Annotated in this window: 18 protein-coding genes and 1 pseudogene; 7 read left to right on the top strand and 12 right to left on the bottom strand. The window is 45.8% G+C overall.

What is annotated here, in order from left to right:
* The first annotated feature begins 44 nt into the window (after window positions 1–44).
* A complete protein-coding gene (locus NC796_RS10505; RefSeq protein WP_310684353.1) occupies window positions 45–2,480 on the top strand; it encodes a CehA/McbA family metallohydrolase in 2,436 nt (811 codons plus the stop codon).
* Window positions 2,481–2,563: 83 nt separating this feature from the next.
* On the top strand, window positions 2,564–3,124 hold the full coding sequence (locus NC796_RS10500; protein ID WP_310684352.1) for an amidohydrolase family protein: 561 nt from the start codon (window positions 2,564–2,566) through the stop codon (window positions 3,122–3,124).
* Window positions 3,125–3,272: 148 nt separating this feature from the next.
* Here NC796_RS10500 and NC796_RS10495 read toward each other — a convergent pair whose 3' ends face one another.
* Complete coding sequence (locus NC796_RS10495) at window positions 3,273–4,769, bottom strand: asparagine--tRNA ligase (RefSeq protein ID WP_310684351.1); 1,497 nt, start codon at window positions 4,767–4,769, stop codon at window positions 3,273–3,275.
* Between the two features lie 351 nt (window positions 4,770–5,120).
* Here NC796_RS10495 and NC796_RS10490 point away from each other — a divergent pair, with 351 nt between their 5' ends.
* The 3 genes from NC796_RS10490 (at window position 5,121) to NC796_RS10480 (ending at window position 8,887) form a co-directional block, all read left to right on the top strand.
* Window positions 5,121–6,419: a pyridoxal phosphate-dependent aminotransferase gene (locus NC796_RS10490; RefSeq protein WP_409070369.1), complete on the top strand. Its 1,299-nt coding sequence runs from the start codon at window positions 5,121–5,123 to the stop codon at window positions 6,417–6,419.
* A gap of 315 nt (window positions 6,420–6,734) precedes the next feature.
* Window positions 6,735–8,078, top strand: a complete 1,344-nt coding sequence (locus NC796_RS10485; RefSeq protein WP_310684349.1) for an ammonium transporter — start codon at window positions 6,735–6,737, stop codon at window positions 8,076–8,078.
* 125 nt (window positions 8,079–8,203) lie between these two features.
* On the top strand, window positions 8,204–8,887 hold the full coding sequence (locus tag NC796_RS10480; protein WP_310684348.1) for a TorF family putative porin: 684 nt from the start codon (window positions 8,204–8,206) through the stop codon (window positions 8,885–8,887).
* Window positions 8,888–9,015: 128 nt separating this feature from the next.
* On the opposite strand, the gene NC796_RS10475 is transcribed toward NC796_RS10480, so the two are convergent.
* The 9 genes from NC796_RS10475 to rimP all read right to left on the bottom strand — a co-directional run bounded on the left by NC796_RS10475 (window position 9,016) and on the right by rimP (window position 20,035).
* Window positions 9,016–10,296 carry a pitrilysin family protein gene (locus tag NC796_RS10475; protein ID WP_310684347.1) on the bottom strand — a complete coding sequence of 427 codons (1,281 nt, stop codon included), beginning with the start codon at window positions 10,294–10,296 and terminating at the stop codon, window positions 9,016–9,018.
* A 114-nt stretch (window positions 10,297–10,410) separates the two neighbouring features.
* Entirely contained in the window at window positions 10,411–12,540 is a 2,130-nt protein-coding gene (pnp, locus tag NC796_RS10470) for a polyribonucleotide nucleotidyltransferase (protein ID WP_310684346.1), read from the bottom strand.
* A 138-nt stretch (window positions 12,541–12,678) separates the two neighbouring features.
* A complete protein-coding gene (gene rpsO / locus NC796_RS10465) occupies window positions 12,679–12,948 on the bottom strand; it encodes a 30S ribosomal protein S15 (RefSeq protein WP_310684345.1) in 270 nt (89 codons plus the stop codon).
* Between the two features lie 103 nt (window positions 12,949–13,051).
* Complete coding sequence (locus NC796_RS10460) at window positions 13,052–13,990, bottom strand: bifunctional riboflavin kinase/FAD synthetase (RefSeq protein WP_310684344.1); 939 nt, start codon at window positions 13,988–13,990, stop codon at window positions 13,052–13,054.
* Between the two features lie 2 nt (window positions 13,991–13,992).
* Window positions 13,993–14,724 carry a tRNA pseudouridine(55) synthase TruB gene (gene truB, locus NC796_RS10455; protein ID WP_310684343.1) on the bottom strand — a complete coding sequence of 244 codons (732 nt, stop codon included), beginning with the start codon at window positions 14,722–14,724 and terminating at the stop codon, window positions 13,993–13,995.
* A gap of 5 nt (window positions 14,725–14,729) precedes the next feature.
* Window positions 14,730–15,104: a 30S ribosome-binding factor RbfA gene (gene rbfA, locus NC796_RS10450; protein WP_310684342.1), complete on the bottom strand. Its 375-nt coding sequence runs from the start codon at window positions 15,102–15,104 to the stop codon at window positions 14,730–14,732.
* A 59-nt stretch (window positions 15,105–15,163) separates the two neighbouring features.
* Window positions 15,164–18,169 carry a translation initiation factor IF-2 gene (gene infB, locus NC796_RS10445; RefSeq protein ID WP_310684341.1) on the bottom strand — a complete coding sequence of 1,002 codons (3,006 nt, stop codon included), beginning with the start codon at window positions 18,167–18,169 and terminating at the stop codon, window positions 15,164–15,166.
* A 123-nt stretch (window positions 18,170–18,292) separates the two neighbouring features.
* On the bottom strand, window positions 18,293–19,549 hold the full coding sequence (gene nusA, locus NC796_RS10440) for a transcription termination factor NusA (RefSeq protein ID WP_310684340.1): 1,257 nt from the start codon (window positions 19,547–19,549) through the stop codon (window positions 18,293–18,295).
* Window positions 19,550–19,573: 24 nt separating this feature from the next.
* A complete protein-coding gene (gene rimP / locus NC796_RS10435) occupies window positions 19,574–20,035 on the bottom strand; it encodes a ribosome maturation factor RimP (protein ID WP_310684339.1) in 462 nt (153 codons plus the stop codon).
* Between the two features lie 290 nt (window positions 20,036–20,325).
* On the opposite strand from rimP, the gene NC796_RS10430 reads away from it, so the two are divergent.
* On the top strand, window positions 20,326–20,829 hold the full coding sequence (locus NC796_RS10430; protein ID WP_310684338.1) for a DUF192 domain-containing protein: 504 nt from the start codon (window positions 20,326–20,328) through the stop codon (window positions 20,827–20,829).
* 49 nt (window positions 20,830–20,878) lie between these two features.
* Here the strand turns inward: NC796_RS10430 and NC796_RS10425 are convergent, their stop codons facing one another.
* Window positions 20,879–21,646 carry an SGNH/GDSL hydrolase family protein gene (locus NC796_RS10425; protein ID WP_310684337.1) on the bottom strand — a complete coding sequence of 256 codons (768 nt, stop codon included), beginning with the start codon at window positions 21,644–21,646 and terminating at the stop codon, window positions 20,879–20,881.
* A gap of 143 nt (window positions 21,647–21,789) precedes the next feature.
* On the opposite strand from NC796_RS10425, the gene NC796_RS10420 reads away from it, so the two are divergent.
* On the top strand, window positions 21,790–22,314 hold the full coding sequence (locus NC796_RS10420; protein WP_310684336.1) for a PH domain-containing protein: 525 nt from the start codon (window positions 21,790–21,792) through the stop codon (window positions 22,312–22,314).
* Between the two features lie 63 nt (window positions 22,315–22,377).
* On the opposite strand, the pseudogene NC796_RS10415 reads toward NC796_RS10420, so the two are convergent.
* A pseudogene (locus tag NC796_RS10415) lies at window positions 22,378–22,598 on the bottom strand (IS630 family transposase); the annotation flags it as partial.

Below are 22,598 nucleotides of genomic sequence, written 5' to 3'. Positions count from 1 at the left end.
CAGTATCCCCTGAAATCAAACGATCATTTACTCTATAAATGTATATGATGCTAAAAAAGACCTGTTTTCTTATCATCCTCATCTCATTGGTTTCTATAAAAACGTTTGCCCAGTGGACCAACCGGTATCCCAAAGTAGAGGGGTTCAGTCATCAAATTTATCTTGAAGGATTTGAACTGCCGATCATGAACGCCGGTCCGATGGACCCCGCCCCTTCTCCTTCGGGTGATGAAGTGGCCTTCTCTGCACGAGGGTGGCTTTGGATCATGGATCTGGAAACCGGTGAGGCAGAAAGAGTAACCCAGTCACCTGCATCTGACTCCAGGCCTGAGTGGTCGCCCGATGGGGACCAGCTCGTGTTTATCCGCGACAACACCAGCTACACGCAAATAGTGCTTTTGGAACGATCTTCTGGTGAAGAAACCGTTATTGTCGACGACCGGGCGATCAATCTCGATCCCTCCTTTTCGGATGATGGAGAGTCAATTTATTATGCCTCCTCTGCACAAGGTGTGATCGACCTATGGCGGGTAGGACTCGATTCACTAAAGAAAGATCGCCTTATTCAAAGGGCTGGCATTCAGCGACGACCAATTGAACTTTTACAGGACAGTCTGCTCCTGCAGTTAAACAAACAGGGATCCTATAATACTATTGAACGGCTGAATCTGGGTACCGGAGAGATGACATCCCTGCTTGAAGGTCGCATTGCTTCGCAGGCTGACTACGCCCTCTCCCCTGATCGAAAGAATATAGTGTATACCTGGCCCGATGAGGGCGGTTACGAACTACACCTGATGGAATTATCAACCCCAAGCACCTCAATATTGCTTACGAAGAGTGAAGGACTGCCTCTGGCGCCAGCATTTGGTCCAGAGGGCAACTGGATCTACTTTTCGGAGGCCGGGAACGATGAACGTATGCAATTAAAAAGAATCAGTGTAAATGGCGGAACGCCTGAGATGATTGAAGTGAAAGAATGGGATTGGGGAGAATCTACTGGCAGATTGATCATTAAGAGTACTGTTGACGGGAAGTCTGCCCCCGTTCGGTTAAATATTCGGGATGAATCGGGACACCCGGTGCTGCCTGATAGTGGCACGGTTCGATTTGATGGGGAGAATGGCCGCACGTTCTTTTATTCCGATGGCAAAACGGAAGTAACTTTACCGGCTGGCAAGGTTACCATTTCAGCAGTGCATGGTTTTGAAACACACAAACGCAGCATTACTACAACTGTAGCCCCCAACGAAATTACCGAGGCTACCATTGATCTGCAGCGGGTGTGGGATGCTGAGAAAAATGGCTGGTACTCCGGCGATAATCACTTTCATCTGAATTACGGCGGCACATACCGTTTGGCACCTCAGGATATGCTTCTTGATATGAAAGGAGAAGCACTGGATGTCGCCTTCCCACTGCTGGCAAATCTGCACAACCGGTTTTTACAAAAGAATCTCTGGGAATGGTCCTACCACAAAGGACCTATCCTCAATTTTGGCCAGGAGGTCCGATCTCACTTCTTGGGACACGTGGCCCTTATTGGGAACGAAAGCCTCTTCTGGCCCTGGATTTGGGGTCCCGGATATCAAGTCTATGGCGATGATGATCGAACAAATGCCACCGCCCTACAGCACGTACGTTCCGAAGGTGGTTTGGGTGGATATGTGCACCCCATTTCGATCCGGAATCCTTTCACCGATGGTGGTGTCAGTGAATATCCCATCAATTTTATCGCCGATGCGGTGTTGGGCGAAGTGAACTTCCTGGAAGTAGCCTGCATGTGGACTGACGAGATCGGTACCGCTGAGTTGTGGCACACGGTCCTGAATCTTGGAATTCCACTCTCGGCATCCGGGGGCAGCGATGTGATGAATGATTACTTCCGGACGATGGCGGTCGGGGCCACGCGTGTGTATGTAAAACCGGACGGGGCATTGACAACCGGGCGGTATCTTGACGCCGTTAAAAAAGGCAAAAGTTTTGTCACTAATGGCCCCATGCTGGAATTTTCAGTCAATGGTCAGCAGGTTGGCGAAGTAATCAAAACGGAAGAGTCCAGCGTTTCATGGAATCTGGAAGTACACTCAGCCGTCCCATATGATTCAGTTTCCATTTTTATCAACGGAGAAATTGTAGATACGAGGGAGGGCAATAACAATCACGGGAGTAAATCATATAGCGGATCGATTGATGCTCCAACCGGTGGATGGATCACCGCACGCGTCTCCGGCGGTGAACCGCAGTGGCCGATGATGGATAGCTACCCTTTTGCGGAAACCAGCCCGATCTGGTTTGACGAAGTAGGCAGCACCGATCCACATGCTAAAAAAGAGGCGGCAGAAATACTGCTTAAAGAATTGAACGAGGCTGAACAAAATATGAAAGAAGGCTACAGTGATACGCCAATACCCAACCTGATGGAGCATTTTCAAAAAGCACGTGAAAGGCTGAATTATTTTTTGGAAAATAGTATATGAAGAGTTTTGGGGAATAAAATTGAGATTTTAACCTTTTACTTCTCAATTCCAAATAGCCAGTATTACGCATTAATCAAATCACTATGATCAGATATACCCTTCTACTTTGTCTATTTATCCTTTCATGCGGCAATCAACATACTGTAGAAGTCGACCTTCTTATTAAAAACGCATCCATTATCGATGTACAAAATGATTCTGTTTTGCAAGACAAACTCGTTGAGGTATCAGGGAAGAAAATTATTGCGAATGAACTCAACCGAATGACAAACCGCCTCATTAGTATGGTTGAGCCAATGCATCACGCTGGAATTAATCTGTTGACGGGTACTGATTCTGGACCAACTAGCCCCTATTTGTTTCCAGGGCAGTCTCTCCATGAAGAACTGAAATTGTTAGTTGAGGCCGCCGGACTTACACCTGCGGAGGCGTTGCGCAGTTCAGTCATCAACGGTCCCAAATTCCTTGATCATCTTGATTCATACGGGAGCATTGAAAAGGGGAAAATGGCTGATCTGGTCATTCTGACAAAGAATCCTCTTCAGAATATTAAGCACACTACAAGTGTCCAGTCTGTTGTAAGCAGAGGACAATTTTATTCTGAAAAAGAGCTGAGTAGGATGATCAGTCCTTTAAAAAATTAGAGAAGGCCTAAACCGCATCATGTTGCGAGTAAAATTGTGCTCCCGGACCATTACCTTTACCTTTAAATCTACAAAATCTAATCTATTGCCTTTTGTGGGCCATATTAATTAGCAATCATCAGCTGCTGATTGCTGAAACTTGTTAAATTTACGGTCTAAGCCTACCTAGCATTCTTGGAAAGGGAATGGTCTCCCGCACATGATCCAGTCCGCAGAGCCATGCTACGGTGCGCTCTAATCCCAAACCAAAACCGGAATGCGGTACTGAACCATACTTGCGCAGATCGAGATACCAGTCGAAAAGATCTTCCGGGAGATCGTGCTCATGAATTCGTTTTTTAAGGGTTCCCAGATCGTCTTCTCGCTCACTGCCCCCAATAATTTCACCATACCCCTCGGGTGCCAGCACATCACAAGCCAGTGCCAACTTCTCGTCCTCTGGGTCGCGCTTCATATAAAAAGCCTTCACCTCTGCCGGGTAACGATGAACTATGATCGGCGTATCATACTGCATCATCAGGATCGTCTCATCACTGCCGCCAAAGTCGGTGCCCCATTCAAAATTCAACGCCGATTCTTTCCAGCCCGGAATATTCCGCAGGTCCTCCTCTATCTGTTCAATACGGGCTGCTATCTCCCGGATGCGTTCATCTATCTGGGCCTTGCGCCATTTCTTTGCCGAACCCCGCTCTTTTTCGATCTCCTCCCGCTCCTTCATCAGTTCACTGCGCTCCTCTTGGCGATCCTCCACCATCTGGTCCAAGAGCTCAGCTGTTTCATCACTTTTCAGGGTCTCAACAGCCTCGTTATAGGAAATACGGGGAAAATCGTTCTCTACAGTAGCTTTCAGCTTTTCCGTGTCGCGCTCTAATATTTCCAACTCTTTTGATCGGCGATCCAGCACCTGCTTAACAATAGCCTGGATGAAATCTTCGGCCAGGTCCATATCCATCTCCAGATCGTAATAGGCCATCTCCGGCTCTATCATCCAGAACTCGGTAAGATGACGGCGGGTTTTGCTCTTCTCGGCCCGGAATGTGGGGCCAAATGTATAGATCAAGCCATGGGCCATCGCCATTGCTTCGCCATAAAGTTGACCGGATTGCGTGAGATACGCCTTCTCATCAAAATATTCTGTTTCAAAAAGTGTTGTTGTTCCCTCAGCCGCATTCCCGGTAAAAATCGGGGCATCCATTTGCACAAAATCGCGCTCCTGGAAAAAGGTATGGATAGCGTAGATAATTTCGTTGCGCACGCGCATGGCCGCCCATTGCCGCTGACTGCGAAGCCAGAGATGGCGGTTTTCCATCAGGAAGTCCACGCCGTGCTCTTTTGGCGTAATGGGATAATCCTCGGCTACCTGGTGAATTTTAATATCAGAGACATGCATTTCGTATCCACCGATGCTGCGCTCATCCTCCACAATATTTCCAGTCACTTCAAGAGAACTCTCCTGTCGCAGGGATTCAGCCGCTTCCCAAACCTCATCGGGAACATCGCTCTTTGAGACCACGCACTGACAGATTCCCGTGCCGTCCCTGAGCTCCAGGAAATACAAATTCTTACTGCTTCTATAATTATAGACCCATCCCTTGAGCGTAACATCTTGGTCAACGTGATCGGCAAGATTCTTTATGTAGATCATCTGGAATACGTATAGCTGATTTTTATTTTCCTTTACAAACTGGCACTACTCTTTCATGATGAAAAAGTGTACCCAAGAATAGGAGTTATTGCAGTTACTTTCAAAAGGTTACCAAGGGTTGATTTCCAACGTTCTCCAGCATGGATACTAAGCTTGGTATTGCGTAGTTATAACTTGTATTGAAAACTGTTTTGGGGAAATTTAGGCTTTTAATTCAGCCGTATTGTTTTTAACCTTGGAACTTATTTTCTATAGAAGAATAACAACTTTTTTAAGTTTTATAAGTAGACTCAGAAACCACTGATGGTACCAAATAAAAGTATTGTCCTCGAATCAAAGGAGGAAGGCAAATTGCGTAGAAATATTTTACACGACGGCTCTGGTCAGCTGACATATGAGATCAGGGAGATTGTGGCCTTTGCGAACCAGATTCAGGAGCTTGGTGTACCGATCACATGGGAAAATATCGGTGATCCCATTAAAAAAGGAGAAAAGCTGCCACAGTGGATCAAGGATATTATCATTGACCTGGTGGAGGACGACAGCAGCTATAGCTACAGTACCACACAGGGCAACCCCGAAACAAGACAATTTTTAGCTGATATTGTCAACCAGCGGGGCGGATGCCAGATCTCTTCTGACGAGATTATCTTTTTTAACGGGCTCGGCGATGCCGTAGGTAAAATATTCGGGTACCTAAAGCGTGAGGCACGCGTCATTGGTCCCTCTCCTGCTTACTCAACCCACTCATCGGCAGAGGCTGCACACTCCGGTTACAAGCACCTCACCTATAAACTCGATCCAGACAATAACTGGATGCCGGACATAGAGGATCTCCGCAACAAGGTGAAATACAACGACTCCATTGCCGGCATGCTCATTATAAACCCGGATAACCCGACAGGAGCCGTATATCCAAAGGAAATTCTAAAAGAGATGGTGGATATTGCCCGAGAACACCGTCTGTTTATGATTTGCGACGAAATCTATGCTAATATTATTTACAACGGTTCGGATACCGCTTCCCTGAGTGAAGTAATTGGTGATGTACCAGGTATGGCGCTGCGCGGTATATCAAAAGAATATCCCTGGCCTGGTGCCCGCTGCGGTTGGATTGAAGTTTTTAATCAAGATAAGTATCCCGCCTTCAAAACTTATATTAAAACGCTAATCAATGCTAAAATGCTGGAGGTAAGTTCAACCAACCTGCCACAACTTTCTATTCCCCGTGTTATGGGAGATCCACGCTACAAAAAGCACCTGGAGCGCCGAAAAGAGATGTTCAGTCAGCGGGCGGAAGAGGCCTATCAAATTTTTTCCAAGGTTGACGGTGTGCAGGTTATCAAGCCACAGGGTGCATTTTATATGACGGTTCTGTTTGATGAGGATGTTTTAAATGACCAGCAATTCCTGCAAATCGATAACAGCCGAATCAGGGAACTGGTTGAAAAAAACGTCCTGGATGTGACACTTGACAAACGATTTGTCTATTACCTTTTGGGAGCCACCGGAATTTGTGTCGTGCCGCTAAGTGGTTTCGCAAGCAATAAAAACGGGTTTCGCTTAACACTTTTGGAAAATGAAGACAAAACTCGAACAGAAACCTGGAATATCATTGCCGGAAATATTGAACGCTACCTCTCTTCCTAATTTTTATTTGTATTTTTTCTTGATTTCCTAATTTTTTTAAGAGATATTTGCATTCGATAAATCAAGCTTAATCGAATTATATCTCAAATACACGCCAAATAACCTCTTTTAAAAAACTTAAGGCTTATCAGCCAATCGCTTAAGCCTGCAGAAACTGTACCCGCGCCCTCCTTATATAGTTTAGTACATTCCAACAAAAAATTTATTTTATTAGTTGACAATTAGTTTTTTACTAAATACTTTAGGAACTGTTTTGAGAGATCAAAACAAATTTAGGTTAATTCTAAATCTCAATAAAACTACTGGAGTGTTTAAATGATTAAATACTGCATTATGATCCTGGCATTTATAGTGACTGGGACGACAAGTGCATTTGCGGCAGAGACTGCAGTTTTGCAGGATGCCGTTACGCAAACTAATATCAACTACGTATGGACTATACTGGCTGCAATTCTGGTCTTCTTTATGCAGGCTGGATTTGCTCTTTTAGAGGCTGGGTTTTCCCGATCTAAAAATGCTGTCAACATTATCATGAAGAACTTCATGGATGTTGGCGCAGGCGGTCTGGTCTTTTTCGCTGTCGGTTTTGCCCTCATGTTTGGCACTACCGCAGGAGGTTGGATTGGAACCGATGGTTTCTTTTTAACTGGCATTGAAGGACAAGATCAAACATGGACTTGGGCTTTCTTCATTTTCCAAGCCGTATTTGCGGCAACCGCCGCGACAATTGTATCAGGAGCAGTGGCTGAACGGACGAAATTTACAGGCTACCTTGTCTTTTCTATCCTGATTACAGGCGTCATTTATCCGGTCTTTGGATCATGGGCATGGGGCGGTCTCTTTAACGGAAGTGGCTGGTTGGAAGGTCTCGGCTTTATTGACTTTGCCGGATCTACCGTCGTACACTCTGTTGGCGGCTGGGCGGCCTTGGCTGGTGCGCTGGTCGTAGGACCACGTGTTGGAAAGTATGATGATCAGGGTAACCCTGTTCACATTCCGGGTCACAGTCTTCCCTTTGCTGCATTAGGTGTATTTATTCTCTGGTTCGGATGGTTCGGCTTTAACGCTGGCTCTACCACGGTTGGTGACACCAGCATTGCGCTGATTGCCATGAATACATTCCTTGCAGCTGGTGCCGGTGCTACCTTCTCTATGATTGTAACCTGGTTCCAGTTCGGAAAACCTGACGCCCCAATGACCATTAATGGTGTATTGGCCGGTCTTGTTGGTATAACCGCTGGATGTGCAAACCTCTCCCCCGGCTTCGCTATCATTACCGGTGCTATCGCTGGTATCATCGTAGTGTATGCCTCAGAATGGTTGGAGACGTTCGTTGACGACCCCGTTGGTGCTATCGCCGTTCACGGTGTTTGTGGTGCCTGGGGTACGCTTGCCGCCGGTCTGTTCGACACGACTGCCGGACTGTTTGGCACGCAAGGCTTTGATCCTTCAATCATTGGAGTTCAACTGCTTGGTATTGCTGCAGCTTTCTTATGGACATTCACGGTAAGCTACATCCTGTTCAATATCATCAAGTCCACTGTTGGTCTCCGTGTTAACGGCGAGCTTGAAGCCAAAGGCCTTGACCTTCACGAACACGATAACCGAGCTTACCCCGAATTCGTTGGAAGCGACGAATTTATTGAAGGTGAGGTTTAATACAATTCCTACTATACGTCAAAAAATGAAGTCGACGGGAGTTTATTTGGCGATTACTCCCGCCGGCTTCTAATAAATGTTCAACCACCAAGTAATTGATTAAACATTATATCACAGGAAATATTATGATTAAGAATACCAACAACAAGTTCTTAAAATACTTATTGACAGGACTCTTCATCGTACTTTTCAGTACGCAATTTAAACCTGTCAAAGCCCAAGAGATCACGGCTGGTGCTGACCTCTACAGCACGTATGTATGGCGTGGTGTTGCCTATTCCGGTCCTTCCATCCAGCCGTATGTGGAACTCAGCTCAGGTGGATTTGCTATCGGGGCCTGGGGTTCGCAAGGCTATGATGGGTTCCAGGAGATGGACCTCTATGCAGGATACAGTTTTGATTTCGGCTTGAGCCTCGGAATCACAGACTACTACTATCCCGGCACCATGTATTTCGATAACGGAGCTCATGCCTTTGAATTAAATGGGGGCTACGGAGTTGGCGATCTTTCCCTTTCCGCGAACTACATCTTTGCCGGTGACGGTTCTGCAGGGGATGATGTGTACTTCGAGCTCGGGTATTCTGCAGGAGCTGCCGACCTGTTCATAGGTGCTGGTGACGGCTGGCATTCGGCTGCAGGCCCTACACCAACCGATCCAGACAATGACGAATTCACTGTTGTGAACATCGGTGTGGGAACAAGCAAGGATATCCAGGTTACTGAAAGCCTCACCATTCCGCTGAGTGGCTCGGTTATCCTGAATCCTGATACCGAACAGCTTTACATTGTTGTCGGTTTATCACTTTAGAGAATAGTTACGTTTAAATGCGTGAAACCTTCATAGGTTTCCCGTTCAACCACGCACCTGCCTGCATGCTCCAGTAGTATGTGGGCGGGTGTTTTTTTATTCGATTGGTGACGCTAACGCAATACCTGCTATCCTACTTTTTTGCTGCTTAACTCTTCGGGAATTAAAAGAGCCTCAGAATACTGATCCTTGTCAAAGAAACCGATAGCAAATTTTTTGATCTCTTCCGCTTCTACCCCGTCAATTTCTTGAATCAGCTCATCAATCGTTACAAAACGATCGTAATACAATTCACTTTTGGCCAGTCTCGACATTCGGTTGCTGGTACTCTCCAACGACAGCACCAGTTTCCCTTTGAGCTGCGCCTTTGCCTCTTCAAGCTCCTGATCAGGGATAATTTCATCCTGGAGTTTCTGCAGTTCTTTGTTAATCAGCTCGCGGACATGATCTACATAATCATTGTCGGTCCCAACGTAAATACCAAATAATCCCGTATCCCGGTAGGATTGATTAAACGTATTGATGGAATAGCAGTAGCCGTATTTCTCACGCACGTTTTGGTGAAGACGAGAGCTCATCCCTCCTCCCAAAACAGTGTTAGCCAGCAAAAGACGGTATTTATCATCGTGATCAAAATGCAGTCCCCTTCGGCCTAATATAAGGTGGGTTTGTTCAATGGACTTGGTATACGTTTGCTGGCCCGGAACATAGTCGTTCAGATGCTGTTCGCTCTCTGCTCGTTCTTTTGATTCAATCTCACCGAAATATCGTTGTACAATCTCCACTACTTCCTTGTGTTCCACATTGCCAGCCACAGAAACCAGCAGGTTCCACGGCTGATATCGATCATCCATGTAATCGTAAAGGTCACTTCGCTCAAAGTTGGAAACAGTTTCTTCATAACCAATCACCGGGCGTCCCAGCGGGTGATTTTTGAAAACATTCCCGCTGAACTCCTCAAAAAGGTAGTCGTCAGGGCTGTCACGGTACATCTTCATCTCTTCAATAACAACCTTCTTCTCTTTTTTTACCTCATCTTCGGGGAATGTAGGATGCAGAATCATATCAGAAAGTACATCCAGTGCTTTGTCGAGCTGTGTATTCAGGCAGCGCGAGTAATAGCAGGTATATTCCGAGGAGGTAAACGCATTCAAGTATCCCCCAACCGATTCCATACTCATTGCGATATCGTACGATGAGCGAGTTTCGGTGCCTTTAAATAGCATATGTTCGAGAAAGTGCGTGATGCCCGCCTGCTTATCTGTTTCATTGCGACTCCCGGTTTTTACCCAGATCCCCGCAGTAACACTTTTTACACTCTCAATTTTTTCAGTAACAATCTTTAACCCGTTGTCGAGTGTTGTTTTTTCAACAAAATCAATTTCATTCACATTACTCATAGATGTCATATAACACTATATATTTGATTGGAGTAAAACTTTTTAAATAAAAAACGCCATCCTCCCTGAAACCAGAAAGAACGGCGTTAAGTTCAGTACAGTAGAACAGAAAAAGATAAATACTTACTCTTCATCTCCATTTTTGGGGATCAGAGCCTTGCGAGAGAGTCGAAGTTTGCCGCCTCGTTCTACCTTCAGCAGTTTCACATCGAGCTCATCTCCAACGGAAAGCACGTCGCTCACATTTTTAACGTGTGAGTGATTGATCTCGGAAACGTGAAGCAGACCATCTTTTCCAGGCACAATCTCAACGAATGCACCGTAGTCTTTGATCGCTTTAACGGTACCGTGATATACAGCACCTTCTTCCAGATCACCGAGGATCTCTTTGATGCGTTTTTTGCAGGTTTCTGCTTTCTCGAGGCTGTCGGCAGAGATCGTAATCAGTCCCTTACCGCGATCTTCATCTTCCTCTACATGAATTTCCGTATCGGTATCGCGCTGCAGACCTTGAATAACTTTTCCACCAGGCCCAATTACAGCCCCGATGTCATCGGCATCGATCTCCATCTTAAGCAGTTGTGGGGCAAATCGAGAAAGCTGCTCTCTGGGTTCAGTGATCGTTTCACTCATCTTATCCAGAATGTGCAGACGTCCTACTTTTGCTTGTTTAAGAGCACGTTCCAGCACTTCAAAGGAAATACCCTCAACTTTCATATCCATCTGGGTAGCTGTGATACCGTCCCGGGTTCCAGCCGTTTTGAAGTCCATATCACCCATGAAGTCTTCTTCGCCGCGGATATCAGAAAGCACGACGGATTCATTCTCACCAACAATCATACCCATCGCAATACCGGCAACCGGCTTTTTAAGCGGCACACCAGCATCCATCAGGGCCATGGACCCACCACAAACGGAGGCCATGGAAGACGAGCCGTTGGATTCAAGAATATCAGAAATTACACGGATAACATATCCAAACTCTTCGAAAGAAGGCATCATCTTCTTCAGCGCACGCTCTGCAAGATGGCCGTGACCAATCTCACGACGACCGGGTCCACGCAGAAACGCAGTTTCACCAACACTGAATGGCGGGAAGTTGTAGTGCAGGAAGAAGTGCTTTGCTTCTTCATTAAACAGCGTGTCAATCGCCTGTTCATCTTTCTTGCTACCGAGGGTAACAGAAACAAGCGACTGGGTTTCCCCACGGGTAAAGATTGCAGATCCGTGCGTACGGGCCATGTAACTAACTTCCGTCCAGATATCGCGGATGTCTTCTGGGCTGCGACCGTCAATACGGCGTTTCTCATTCAGGATGAGACCGCGCAGCTCTTCTTTCTCAATATCCTTGCAGATATTTCGGATTGTTTCTTCCACTTCGGCCAGCTCTTCATTCTCTTCAACAAGCTTGTCAACCGTGTTATCTTTCACGGCTTTCAGGCGCTCACTGTATTTTTCTTTGCCGAGACCTGTCGTAACAATATCCTGAATTTCTGACTGAGCAAGCTCATAAACCTTGCTCTTTAGTTCTTCATCAACCTCTTCAGGCTCAAATTCTCTTTTGGGCTTTCCAAACTCTTCGCGCAGCTCTTCCTGGAACTGGCAAAGTTTCTGAATCGCCTCATGTCCAGCTTTGATGGCGTCTAACATTTCAGCTTCGGAGATCTCTTCCATCTCCCCTTCCATCATAATCACGCTGTCTTCCGTACCACCAACAATCATATCGATATCACTCTCTTCAAGCTCAGAGATCGTTGGATTAATGACATGCTCACCGTCAACGCGTCCAACCCTGACTTCTGCCATCGGACCACCTTCAAACGGGATATCGGAAATATGAAGCGCTGCACTGGCACCAACAGCACCAAGCACATCACCGTCATTTTCGCCGTCAGAGGAGATTACGGTACAAATAATCTGGGTTTCATTATAATACCCATTCGGAAAAAGCGGACGTATTGAGCGGTCGATTAATCTGCTTGATAAAATCTCTTTATCCGAAGGGCGTCCTTCACGCTTGATAAATCCGCCGGGAAAACGTCCCCCAGCCGAAAAACTCTCGCGAAGATCAACAGTTAACGGGAAAAAATCCTGTCCCGGTTTTGCTTCCTTTGCGCTAACGGCGGTACACAATACCATCGTATCGCCCATTCGTACAACAACTGCACCATCTGCCTGTTTGGCTAAGCGGCCTGTCTCTATTGACAGTGTCTTACCGGGTGCAAACTCTATACTTTTTAGATTTTGTTCCATAACCTTATTTAAGTCAATAATTCAAACTAACATGTTTAAATGCCTTTTTGTACGTAAAGAACCGAGGCAAAGTCTATATAATCGGTCATATATAGAAAAAAGGCACGTTGAATCAACGTGCCTCGGCTTTGTAGAAAATTACTTCCTGATACCTAACTCTTCAATAAGTTCTCGATATTTTTCAATATCATTTTTCTTGAGATAGTTCAGCAGGCGTCGTCGTTTACCTACCATTTGCAGCAATCCTCTTCGGGATGCATGGTCTTGCTCATTCCCTTTCAGATGTTCGGTCAGGTGAGAAATCCGTTCAGTAAAAATAGCAATTTGTGCTTCGGTTGAGCCCGTATTGTCTTTAGACCCGCCGAATTTTTCTGCAAGTTCTTCTTTTCGTTCTTTAGTTATTGACATCTGCTTTCGTAATTCTTGGTTATTCAGTCGTATTAAAATGGAAATCTGTATATAATCTTAGTAGCCAACAAAGATAAGCTTTAAATGTTTGGTTTGCAATATTTCAGGCATTCTTTAATATGCGCAGTGATTGCTTTTCATCCTCCCGTAATTGCTCCACCAATTCATCAACGCCACTAAATTTTCTCTCATCCCTGATTCGTTTTACAAACCGAACCTGCAGGCTTTTGCCGTATATTTCATCATCAAAATCAAACAAGTTGACTTCAAGCGTGCGTTTATCTTCTCCTTCAAATGTGGGGCGGGTACCGATGTTCATCATCCCGTTGAACCACTGCCCGTCTACACGCACTTTCACTGCATAGACACCATCTTTTGGAATAATTTTATTAGGATGTTCCGGCATGATATTGGCCGTGGGATAGCCGATCTCTTTCCCACGCTTATCTCCGTGGACCACGGTGCCATTCAGCATGTAATATCGTCCCAACAGTTCGGTTGCCAGCTCAATATCGCCATCCCCGTTTATCGCATTTCGGATAACGGTGCTGCTTACCGTTTTATCTCCCACTTCCTGTTTGGAGACCACATAGGCATCAAAACCAAGTTCACTTCCCAGATTTTCAATAGTCTCAATGGTCCCCTCCCGGTTACGCCCAAAATGATGATCATAACCGATCACAAATTCACCAACACCAATTTTTTGATAGATGATATCCTCAACAAATTCCTCAGAACTCAAGAGAGAAAAGTCCCGGTCAAACGGGATGACCACCATCCGATCGATCCCGATATCCTCGAGTATTTCGCGGCGTTCCTGCAGGGTCGTTAACAACTTTATCCCCTTTTCTCCCGGGCTGATTATATCGCGGGGATGCGGATCAAACGTTACAATTACACTGCGGGCATCTCGTTTCTTTGCTTTTTTCAATACCGTTTCCATCAGCACGCGGTGTCCTTTATGGACTCCGTCAAATGTGCCCACTGTTACTACTGAAGCCGGGTCGCGCTTCACATCATCCAGGTAAACCAGTTCAGCCATAATTATGATAATTCAATTTTACTTAACTCTTCGATTGTCAAAGCATCACTGTTAAGGTACTCCCCGATAGCAGTCCGTTCCAAAGCGGTGAGATAGGCAAGGCTATCCATATAAATGGCCAAATCATGAGCAAGAGAACGGATGTATGTTCCTTTTCCACACTTAATCTTAAGCTTTAGTGTTGGCAGCTCAAAATCCAGGATCTCAGTATCATGGATGGTCACCTGCCGGGCATGGCGCTTAACCTCTTTCCCCTCACGGGCCAGCTCATACAGCGGCTTACCGCCATATTTAAGTGCGGAATACATTGGGGGAACCTGTTCAACAGTTCCCGAAAAATGATCTTCTAGCATCCCTCCTACTTTCTCGATTGTGATGTGTTTATAGGGGGCGGTTTTCTCTACATCTGTTTCTGCATCATAACTGGGAGTGCTCCCACCAAAAGTGATTTCGGCGACATATTCTTTCTGTAACTTTTGAATCTGTTCGATACTCTTGGTCGCTTTTCCACAGCATATGATGAGTAAACCTGTAGCCATGGGATCCAGCGTGCCTGCATGCCCGACTTTGCGCAGGTCAACTGCTTTACGGATATATTTTACAGCATCAAAACTCGTCCACCCCTTGGGTTTATCGACAAGGAAAGCCGCACCAGATTGGAAATCAAAAGTTAAATCAGGCAAATTGTCTTTTGAAAAAAAGGTGAGTTCGGAAAGCGGAATTCCTCTGGCCATCGCCCTTATTCTTGCTCATCATTATTACGTTCTTCGCGCTCTTTGCGAATTTTTTCGAACAGATTTTCCATCTTATCGACATATTCGGCCGTCTCATCCTTTTGGAAGTGAAGTTCAGGAATTTTTCGCACCTGGTGCCGAATTTTGGAAGCAAGCTCTTTACGAATGGCGGCTTTATGCTCCTCCAGATGGTTGTAGATTGCATCCTCATCGCGACCGGGCGCATAGATGCTGATAAAAACCTTGGCGATCATTAGGTCTTCCGTCAACCTTACGGCAGTGACAGTAATAAAAGTCCCGGATTTCTGGTATTGCCTCTGGATAATGGTTCCAAGATCGCGTTGGATTACAGCGCCCAACCGTTCGGTTCGAATACTCATTACAGAAAATTTAAATAGTTATTACGAAAAGCTTGCCTAGTGGAAAGATTCAGGAAAAATTAATTGCCTTTGCGTGCATCTTCCAGCGTACGCTTCTCCTCAACAACGGCGTAGTTCTCAATTACATCCCCAACTTTCAGGTCATTGTAATTGACAATGCTGATACCACATTCATACCCTGTTTGTACCTCTTTGACATCATCCTTAAAGCGTTTCAGCGAATCAATTTCGCCATCATAAATTACAACGCCGTCACGAACAATACGTACAGGATTATTTCGGACAATCTTTCCATCGGTAACGTAGCAACCGGCAATAGTACCTACGCTTGAAACCTTGAATATTTCACGAACTTCGGCGTTACCAACCAGCTCTTCTTTAATTTCAGGCGACAAGAGACCTTCCATTGCGTCCTTAACCTCTTCTACTGCATCATAAATAACACTGAACAAGCGTATGTCAATTTCTTCCTGCTCAGCGACACTTCGCGCATTCGAGGTTGGTCGCACCTGGAAACCAATGATAATCGCATCAGAGGCAGAAGCAAGTAACACATCTGATTCGGTAATAGCTCCGGCTCCGGTATGGATAATATTAATTCCGACCTCATCGGTACTGAGTTTTTGAAGCGATCCGGAAAGGGCCTCAATAGAACCGTCGACATCAGCCTTGATAATGATATTGAGCTCGGATACTTCACCCAGTGCCATACGGCGTGAAAGCTCGTCGAGGGTGAGATGCTTAGTTTTGCGGAGCTCTTGCTCGCGCTTGATCTGTTGCCGCTGGTTGGAGATTTCTTTCGCTGTCTTCTCATCTTTCGTTACTACCAACTTGTCTCCGGCCTGCGGAATATCATCAAAGCCCATAAGCTGAATGGGAGTCGATGGCCCGGCCTCTTCAACACGTTCACCGTGCTCATTCTCCATGGCTCGTACACGACCAAAGCATGGCCCGGCAACGAATGGATCGCCAACTTTCATCGTTCCGTTCTGGATCAGGACGTTGGCTACAGTACCCTTGCCTTTATCGACGCGGGATTCAAGGACCACGCCATCTGCTCTTCGATCAGGATTGGCTTTCAGCTCCATCAGTTCAGACTCGATAAGAACTTTTTCGAGCAGGTCATCAATACCCTCTCCTGTTTTTGCTGAAACAAGAGCTGCCTGATTCTCCCCGCCATATTCCTCCACAATGACATCATGTTCTGCCAGCTGTTGCTTGATCTTGTCAGGATTTGCACCCGGTTTATCCATCTTGTTGATAGCCACTATAATGGAAACACCGGCTGCTTTGGCGTGGTTAATCGCCTCAATAGTCTGCGGCATAACGGCGTCATCAGCTGCAACCACAAGAATTACAATATCAGTGGCCTGTGCACCACGAGAACGCATGGCGGTAAATGCCTCGTGACCCGGGGTATCAAGGAAGGTAATCTTGCGTCCATCCTCGGTCTGAATTTCGTAAGCACCCACGTGCTGCGTAATACCGCCCGCTTCACCTTCAGCTACTTTGGCTTTACGGATGTAGTCGAGCAGAGAGGTTTTTCCGTGGTCAACATGACCCATTACTGTAATGATCGGCGCACGCGGTTCAAGATCTTCCGGATCATCCTCCTCTAGCTCAATCTCCTCGATCATTTCCTCGGCATCGATAAACTCAACTTCCTTGTCATATTCCTCGGCAACGAGCTCAATAGTGCTGGCATCCAGCCGCTGGTTAATAGATACCATCATGCCGAGATTCATACAGGTCGTGATCACATCATTGGCCTTCACGTCAAGCAGATCAGCCAGATCACTAACCGTGACGAATTCAGTTACTTCAATAATATCTTCTTCAAGCTCTTCAAGCTCTGCCTGCAGCTGCTCTTCCTCTTCGCGTTCTTCACGTCGCTGTCGGCGACGTTTTTGCCGGCGACTTCCAACCGTCTCGGAGGATTGCATTTTCTGCATCGTTTCTTTGAGCTTCTGCTCTACATCATCTTCGTCGACACGATCTCTGCGGCGGCTTCGTTTTTTCTTTTTCTTCTTTTTACGGCTACGATCACTGTCCTGTTCGTCGTCATCTTTCTGTTTCTTGCGCTTACGGCTTTTTGAGGACTGATAATCATCGTCATCATCATACCGATCTTTCTTACGCTTTCTCTTTTTCCGGCGCTTGCCTGAGCTCTTGGAACCGAGATTTACTTTACCAACTACGCGGGTTCCCTCAAGACGACCTGCCCGCCCCCGGATTATGCCTTCTTCTTCATCTTCTTCCTCGTCCTCATCTTCTTCCTCCGTCTCATCCTCTTCAACTTCATCTTGTTCATCTTCGTCGGAAATATCTTCATCTTCCGCTACTTCCTCTTCAACCTCGTCCTCGGTTTCTTCAACTTCAGAATCAGCTTCCGCTTCTACTTTTTGAGCCTCTTCGTCCTCTTCTTGCTCTTCTGATTCAGCGGCTGTTTTAACCTCTTCCTCTTTTTTTTCTTCAACAGCTTCCTCTTCTACTTCGGACTTAGCCTCCTCGGGCTCCGCTTTAGGTTCTTCTTCCTCAACGGCGTCTTCTGCTGTTGCTTTAACCTGCTGGTCGGCTTCTTCCTTCTCTGGAGTTTCTTCCTCCTCTTCAACTGCTTTTTCTTCTTCAGCTACAGCTTCTTCTTCAACTTCCTGCTCTTCCGCTTCGGCCTTTTCTTCTGGCAGATCCTCTTCCTCCTCTTCATCCTGAGGTTTCAGACCCGCAATTGTGCCTTCATCCTCATCTTCATCTTCGGGTTCAAGAGGGAGGTCTTCATCGATGGGCTCAAGGAAATCATCGATCGATACACTCTCGTTACGACTGGCCTTAATCTGCTCGCGTCGGCTCTCATACGCTTCGCGGGCCTTTTCATGCTTCATGCTACGTTCTTTGTCGGCCCCATACACCTCATTCAGCACCTCATACATAGTAGAGGTGATCTTGAAGTTGGGCTTGTTTTCGACCTTAAAGTCTTCCTCCCTGAGCGTATCTACAATAGATTGAGTAGACACATTAAACTCTGAGGCTACTTTAAAAAGCTTTTTTGGCTTGTTGTTTTTGGACATAAATGAATTTTGTCGATATACCTGTATAACCCGTTAAGATATCCAGATATATAGTGTATTTAAAGTAATTTATAAAAAGGTCTTGCTTATGCTTTGGTAAGCACAAAAAGGATAATTTCGGGCCTACTCTTCGTCCTCAAATTCGTAGGCAATAATATCAATTATTCGTTCCGCTTCCTGTTCATTGATTTTGCCATCGGTGCGGCGCACAATCTCCTCTTCATCGAGTTCAAGTACTGCACGAGCCGTGTCGCAACCGATATCATGCAACAGTTCAATCACCTGTGGACCAAAGTCGATTTCAAACTCCTGAAGATCGATGTCATCTTCCTCCTCAACTTCGCGATACACATCAATTTCCGTATCTGTAAGCTTTGAGGCCAGCCGGATATTCACCCCGCCCTTTCCAATCGCTTTCGATACCTCATCGGCGGGAACCAGTACATCGGCATGAGAACCATCGGAGCTCAAATCAACCCGCAACACTTTTGCCGGCTGAAGTGCCCGCTTAATGAATTCGTGCTTATCATCCGTATAGTTGATTACATCGATATTTTCGTTCTGCAGCTCCCGAACGATGGCATGAATTCGAATCCCTTTCATACCGACGCAAGCACCCACGGGATCAACGCGCTCATCATGCGAGCGGACGGCCACCTTGGAACGATCACCCGGCTCGCGGGCAATTTCCACTAGATCAATAATGCCATCATATACTTCCGGAATTTCATTTTCAAAGAGTCGCTCCAGGAAAAGCGATGAGGTTCGCGATATAATGACAGCCGGAGTTCCTCCCTGGCGTCGAACCTCTTTGACAACGGCACGAATCGTATCGCCCTTGCGGTAGCGATCTTTATAAATCTGCTCGCTTTTGGGCAGTACCAGCTCAACTCCGTTATGGTTGACGAGTATTTCCTTGTTCCGAACCTGGTAGACATCGCCAAGTACAATTTCGCCGACACGGTCGCTGTATTCCTCAAAAATATTATCCTTCTCAATCTCTCGAATGCGCTGGGCCAGCTGTTGCCGCGCCATCATCACTGCACGGCGACCAAAGTCCTGGATCGAAAGTTCCTGTGCATACTCATCATAGAGCTCGAGGTCCGGATCATTTTTCTGGGCATCTTCGAGTGTTATCTCTGTTACTTCATTTGTGAATTCTTCCTTCGGAACCACCTCTCGAATATGAAGGATTTGAATGTCACCGCGGTCGGCATTAATGATTACCTCAAATGCGTCATCATCCTCATTGTACTTTTTCCGGATCATCGTTCGGAAAACATCCTCCAAGATAGAAAGCAAAAGATCCTTGTCGATATCTTTGTCTTTTGCTATCTCAGCAAATGATTGTACAATCTGTTTTGAAATATCGTTATCCATGTATTTAGCTCCTCACTCTAATCTCTAATTAATCGATGGAATGATCTTGGTTTCTACCAGTTGGTCAAACCCGATGGCTTGTGTAGAGCCATCATCTTTCTCAACAATAATATTTGCTTCTTCAATCTCGCGAAGAACACCTTCCAGCTTATGATATTCTCCGTCAGACTTATATTTGATCCGCGCTTTTCTTCCCTTGTTCTTGGGATATTGGCGCCTGTCGGTCAACGGACGGCTCAATCCCGGGGAAGAGACGTTTAAGCGATATTTACCATTAATAAGTTCATGTGCATCAAGCACAAAACTCAATTCATTACTGACTTCTGCGCATTCATCCATATTAACGCCGCGATCCTCGGCATCAATATATATCCAGATAATCGTTTCATTACCGCCTTTCACTTCAGCATCTACCAAAAAGAAATCGGTTCTTGCCAGAACCGATTGTGCTAATTCCTTTAGTTGTTCTATAACCTTATTTCTCACCGTTCTACGAGCTTTAAGTACAAAAAAAAGTGAGTACCTCGCGGCGCTCACTTAAAAGCATCTAAAGATACCCTGAAAATGGCTAAATTACAACTGGAACAGAATCTCTACTTTTCGGCCCACATTAGATTAAAAACACACTTAATCTTGATAAGAATTTAAAAAAAATTCCAATTGATTTTTACCTAACAGTTTTGTGATTGTCTTTTTATAATCAGTTGATATATGTAAGGTCGCGAGTAATAATCGTGTATCAATGTACGATTTACTTTTAAACGAAAATAAATAGTATGAAATTTCCTCGTTTGAACCGGATCCTGTGCATCACATTATTGGCTTTAGCTTCTTTGATCCTATGTGTGAGTTGCCAAAAGGAAAAATCGGAGAGTTCTCAAGACAATCAAACCAAAGGCCGGACCCTGGAATACACGCGTCAGGTCACTTTCCTTAATATGTCGGGTAATCCCATCACCACAATTGATGTGGCTGTAGCCGACGATGATGATGAGCGCAGTACCGGACTAATGGATGTGAGCCAGCTTCCCTCTAATAAAGGAATGCTATTTATATTTGAGGATGAACAGCCCCGCAGCTTTTGGATGGCCAATACTCCTTTATCGCTCGACATCATTTTTGTTAATGAAGACCTGGAAATTGTTCGTATTCACCAAAACACCCAGCCGTTTGCGGAAGGACGTTTCCAATCCGAACGTCCCGCTAAGTATGTGGTCGAAGTAAATGGTGGATTTAGCATCTCCCACGATATTCAGCAGGGAATGAAGATTGAACTTTAACGTTCTGTGCGACCAACGTCGGCAGTGCCTCGCACGGGAAAGGCTTTCACTACAGTCTTCTGAACGTTTCCAGCCAGGCCTGGGCCATCAGTTCAGCCCCCGCCATGGTAGGATGCACGCCATCCGCGGTCCAGTAGGTCGGTTCCATTTCTTCAGAAGCCGAATCAAACACCTGTTGATAGGGAATAAAAGCGGTGTCAAAACCTTCTGCTATCTGCCTCGCTACTTTTTGGTAAAGAGGAAATTCCGGGAACCAGCGATCATCCACAGCCGTGCCCTCTTCCACAACAAATGGCTCACCAATAATCAGCTGTACATCCGGAAGTTGTTCTTTGGTGCGCTTTAAAAGGGCCCGAAAATCTTTCTCATATACCTCCACCGTACCGTCATAGTCGTTCAGTGCGTGCCAAAAATCGTTGACCCCGATCAGGATGCTCAGAACATCGGGTTCCAGGGCAAGGCAATCCTGCTGCCAACGATCGGACAGCTGAAATACTTTATTGCCGCTGATTCCTTTGTTGTAGCACTGCAGATTCTTTGCGGCCATTGAATGTCTGAGCGCTGCAGCCGCCAGGAAAGCATATCCCTGTCCCAGCGCCCACGGATCGTTGGGATTGGCATTATCCTTGTCGCGACCCGCATCAGTAATGGAGTCGCCCTGGAACAGGATGGTTGCTCCCTCGGGAAGCTCATTGCCCAAGGTATCTGGTTCTGATGAAGAATGGCTGCTGAATAAAAGCGATCCGGCTCCCATAGCGCCCAGGGTTGCCGTGGTTATATTTTCTAAAAAACTGCGTCGCGTATACTTATTCGACATCTTCTGGTAATTTTGATAGCATTGGTGATTTCAAACAGAATATACTATGATTTTTTTTGAATCAAATCTCGATATCAGACGTAGGCCCTTGTGGCATCGGGATTCTTCATTGCATTTAAAAAAACATGTGAAAGGGATTTAAAATGAAAGCAAAGGCAAAGGTTATCCAAAAAGCGTATTTCAATCCGGATATCAAGAAGTATCTGTTGATATATGGAATTTTAATTCTTGCGATTACCATTGTGGGAATTCCATTGCTATTGCTATGGGTTCCGATAGCCCCCTATTTCATCGGCAAATATTTCGACCGTCTGGAATGCGAACTAACCACCCGATCACTCCGGTTTCAGAAAGGATTCATCTTCCATACCGAAAAAAATATACCACTGGACAAAATACAGGATCTCACCTTTAAAGAAGGTCCCCTTCTGAAAGCATTCGGCTTGAGTGTGCTTAAGATTGAAACGGCCAGCAGCAATCCACAGGCCGGTAGTGACTTGACACTGATTGGCATCGTCGGTGCGGCTGAGTTCCGACAAAAAGTACTTGAACAACGAGATATCGTAACGGAAAATATCGGTTCGGGTTCTGAAGAAGACAGTGAAACGCTGCAGGTCTTGAAGGAGATACGAAATTCCCTGCAGCGTCTTGAGCAGAAGCTGGGATAACGCCATGTCATTTTTATTCTAAAAACCAATAATCAAATCCAAACTAAATGCTAGTACTTAGATTCATAAATCAGCGTAATTATCCGACAGCTTTCCCGGTTTGACGAACTTCTTTTTCCATTCAAAGGGAGCGGCCTGTTTATTGTGCGCTTTGGTGAACGCATCGATCGTCCGGCGGACCTGATCGGTCGAGGTAAAACTGTTGGTTTTCAGGGCTTTTCGCGTGAGGATACTGAACCAAATTTCCACCTGGTTCAGCCACGAGGCGTGGGTGGGGGTATAGT

Source organism: Aliifodinibius sp. S!AR15-10 (genome assembly GCF_031569985.1).
Taxonomy (GTDB): Bacteria; Bacteroidota; Rhodothermia; order Balneolales; family Balneolaceae; genus JAMQKA01.
Note: the sequence above shows the minus strand (reverse complement) of the source record. Positions and strands in the feature narration are given on the sequence as shown.

Bases quoted from the DNA above. Each gene is read 5' to 3' on its own strand.
- truB (WP_310684343.1), bottom strand. From the start codon at position 14,724: ATGGCCAGAGGAATTCCGCTTTCCGAACTCACCTTTTTTTCAAAAGAC.
- NC796_RS10505 (WP_310684353.1), top strand. From the start codon at position 45: ATGATGCTAAAAAAGACCTGTTTTCTTATCATCCTCATCTCATTGGTT.
- infB (WP_310684341.1), bottom strand. From the start codon at position 18,169: ATGTCCAAAAACAACAAGCCAAAAAAGCTTTTTAAAGTAGCCTCAGAG.
- NC796_RS10480 (WP_310684348.1), top strand. From the start codon at position 8,204: ATGATTAAGAATACCAACAACAAGTTCTTAAAATACTTATTGACAGGA.
- nusA (WP_310684340.1), bottom strand. From the start codon at position 19,549: ATGGATAACGATATTTCAAAACAGATTGTACAATCATTTGCTGAGATA.
- NC796_RS10460 (WP_310684344.1), bottom strand. From the start codon at position 13,990: ATGGCTGAACTGGTTTACCTGGATGATGTGAAGCGCGACCCGGCTTCA.
- NC796_RS10425 (WP_310684337.1), bottom strand. From the start codon at position 21,646: ATGTCGAATAAGTATACGCGACGCAGTTTTTTAGAAAATATAACCACG.
- NC796_RS10430 (WP_310684338.1), top strand. From the start codon at position 20,326: ATGAAATTTCCTCGTTTGAACCGGATCCTGTGCATCACATTATTGGCT.
- pnp (WP_310684346.1), bottom strand. From the start codon at position 12,540: ATGGAACAAAATCTAAAAAGTATAGAGTTTGCACCCGGTAAGACACTG.
- NC796_RS10495 (WP_310684351.1), bottom strand. From the start codon at position 4,769: ATGATCTACATAAAGAATCTTGCCGATCACGTTGACCAAGATGTTACG.
- NC796_RS10485 (WP_310684349.1), top strand. From the start codon at position 6,735: ATGATTAAATACTGCATTATGATCCTGGCATTTATAGTGACTGGGACG.
- NC796_RS10475 (WP_310684347.1), bottom strand. From the start codon at position 10,296: ATGACATCTATGAGTAATGTGAATGAAATTGATTTTGTTGAAAAAACA.
- NC796_RS10420 (WP_310684336.1), top strand. From the start codon at position 21,790: ATGAAAGCAAAGGCAAAGGTTATCCAAAAAGCGTATTTCAATCCGGAT.
- rpsO (WP_310684345.1), bottom strand. From the start codon at position 12,948: ATGTCAATAACTAAAGAACGAAAAGAAGAACTTGCAGAAAAATTCGGC.
- NC796_RS10500 (WP_310684352.1), top strand. From the start codon at position 2,564: ATGATCAGATATACCCTTCTACTTTGTCTATTTATCCTTTCATGCGGC.
- rbfA (WP_310684342.1), bottom strand. From the start codon at position 15,104: ATGAGTATTCGAACCGAACGGTTGGGCGCTGTAATCCAACGCGATCTT.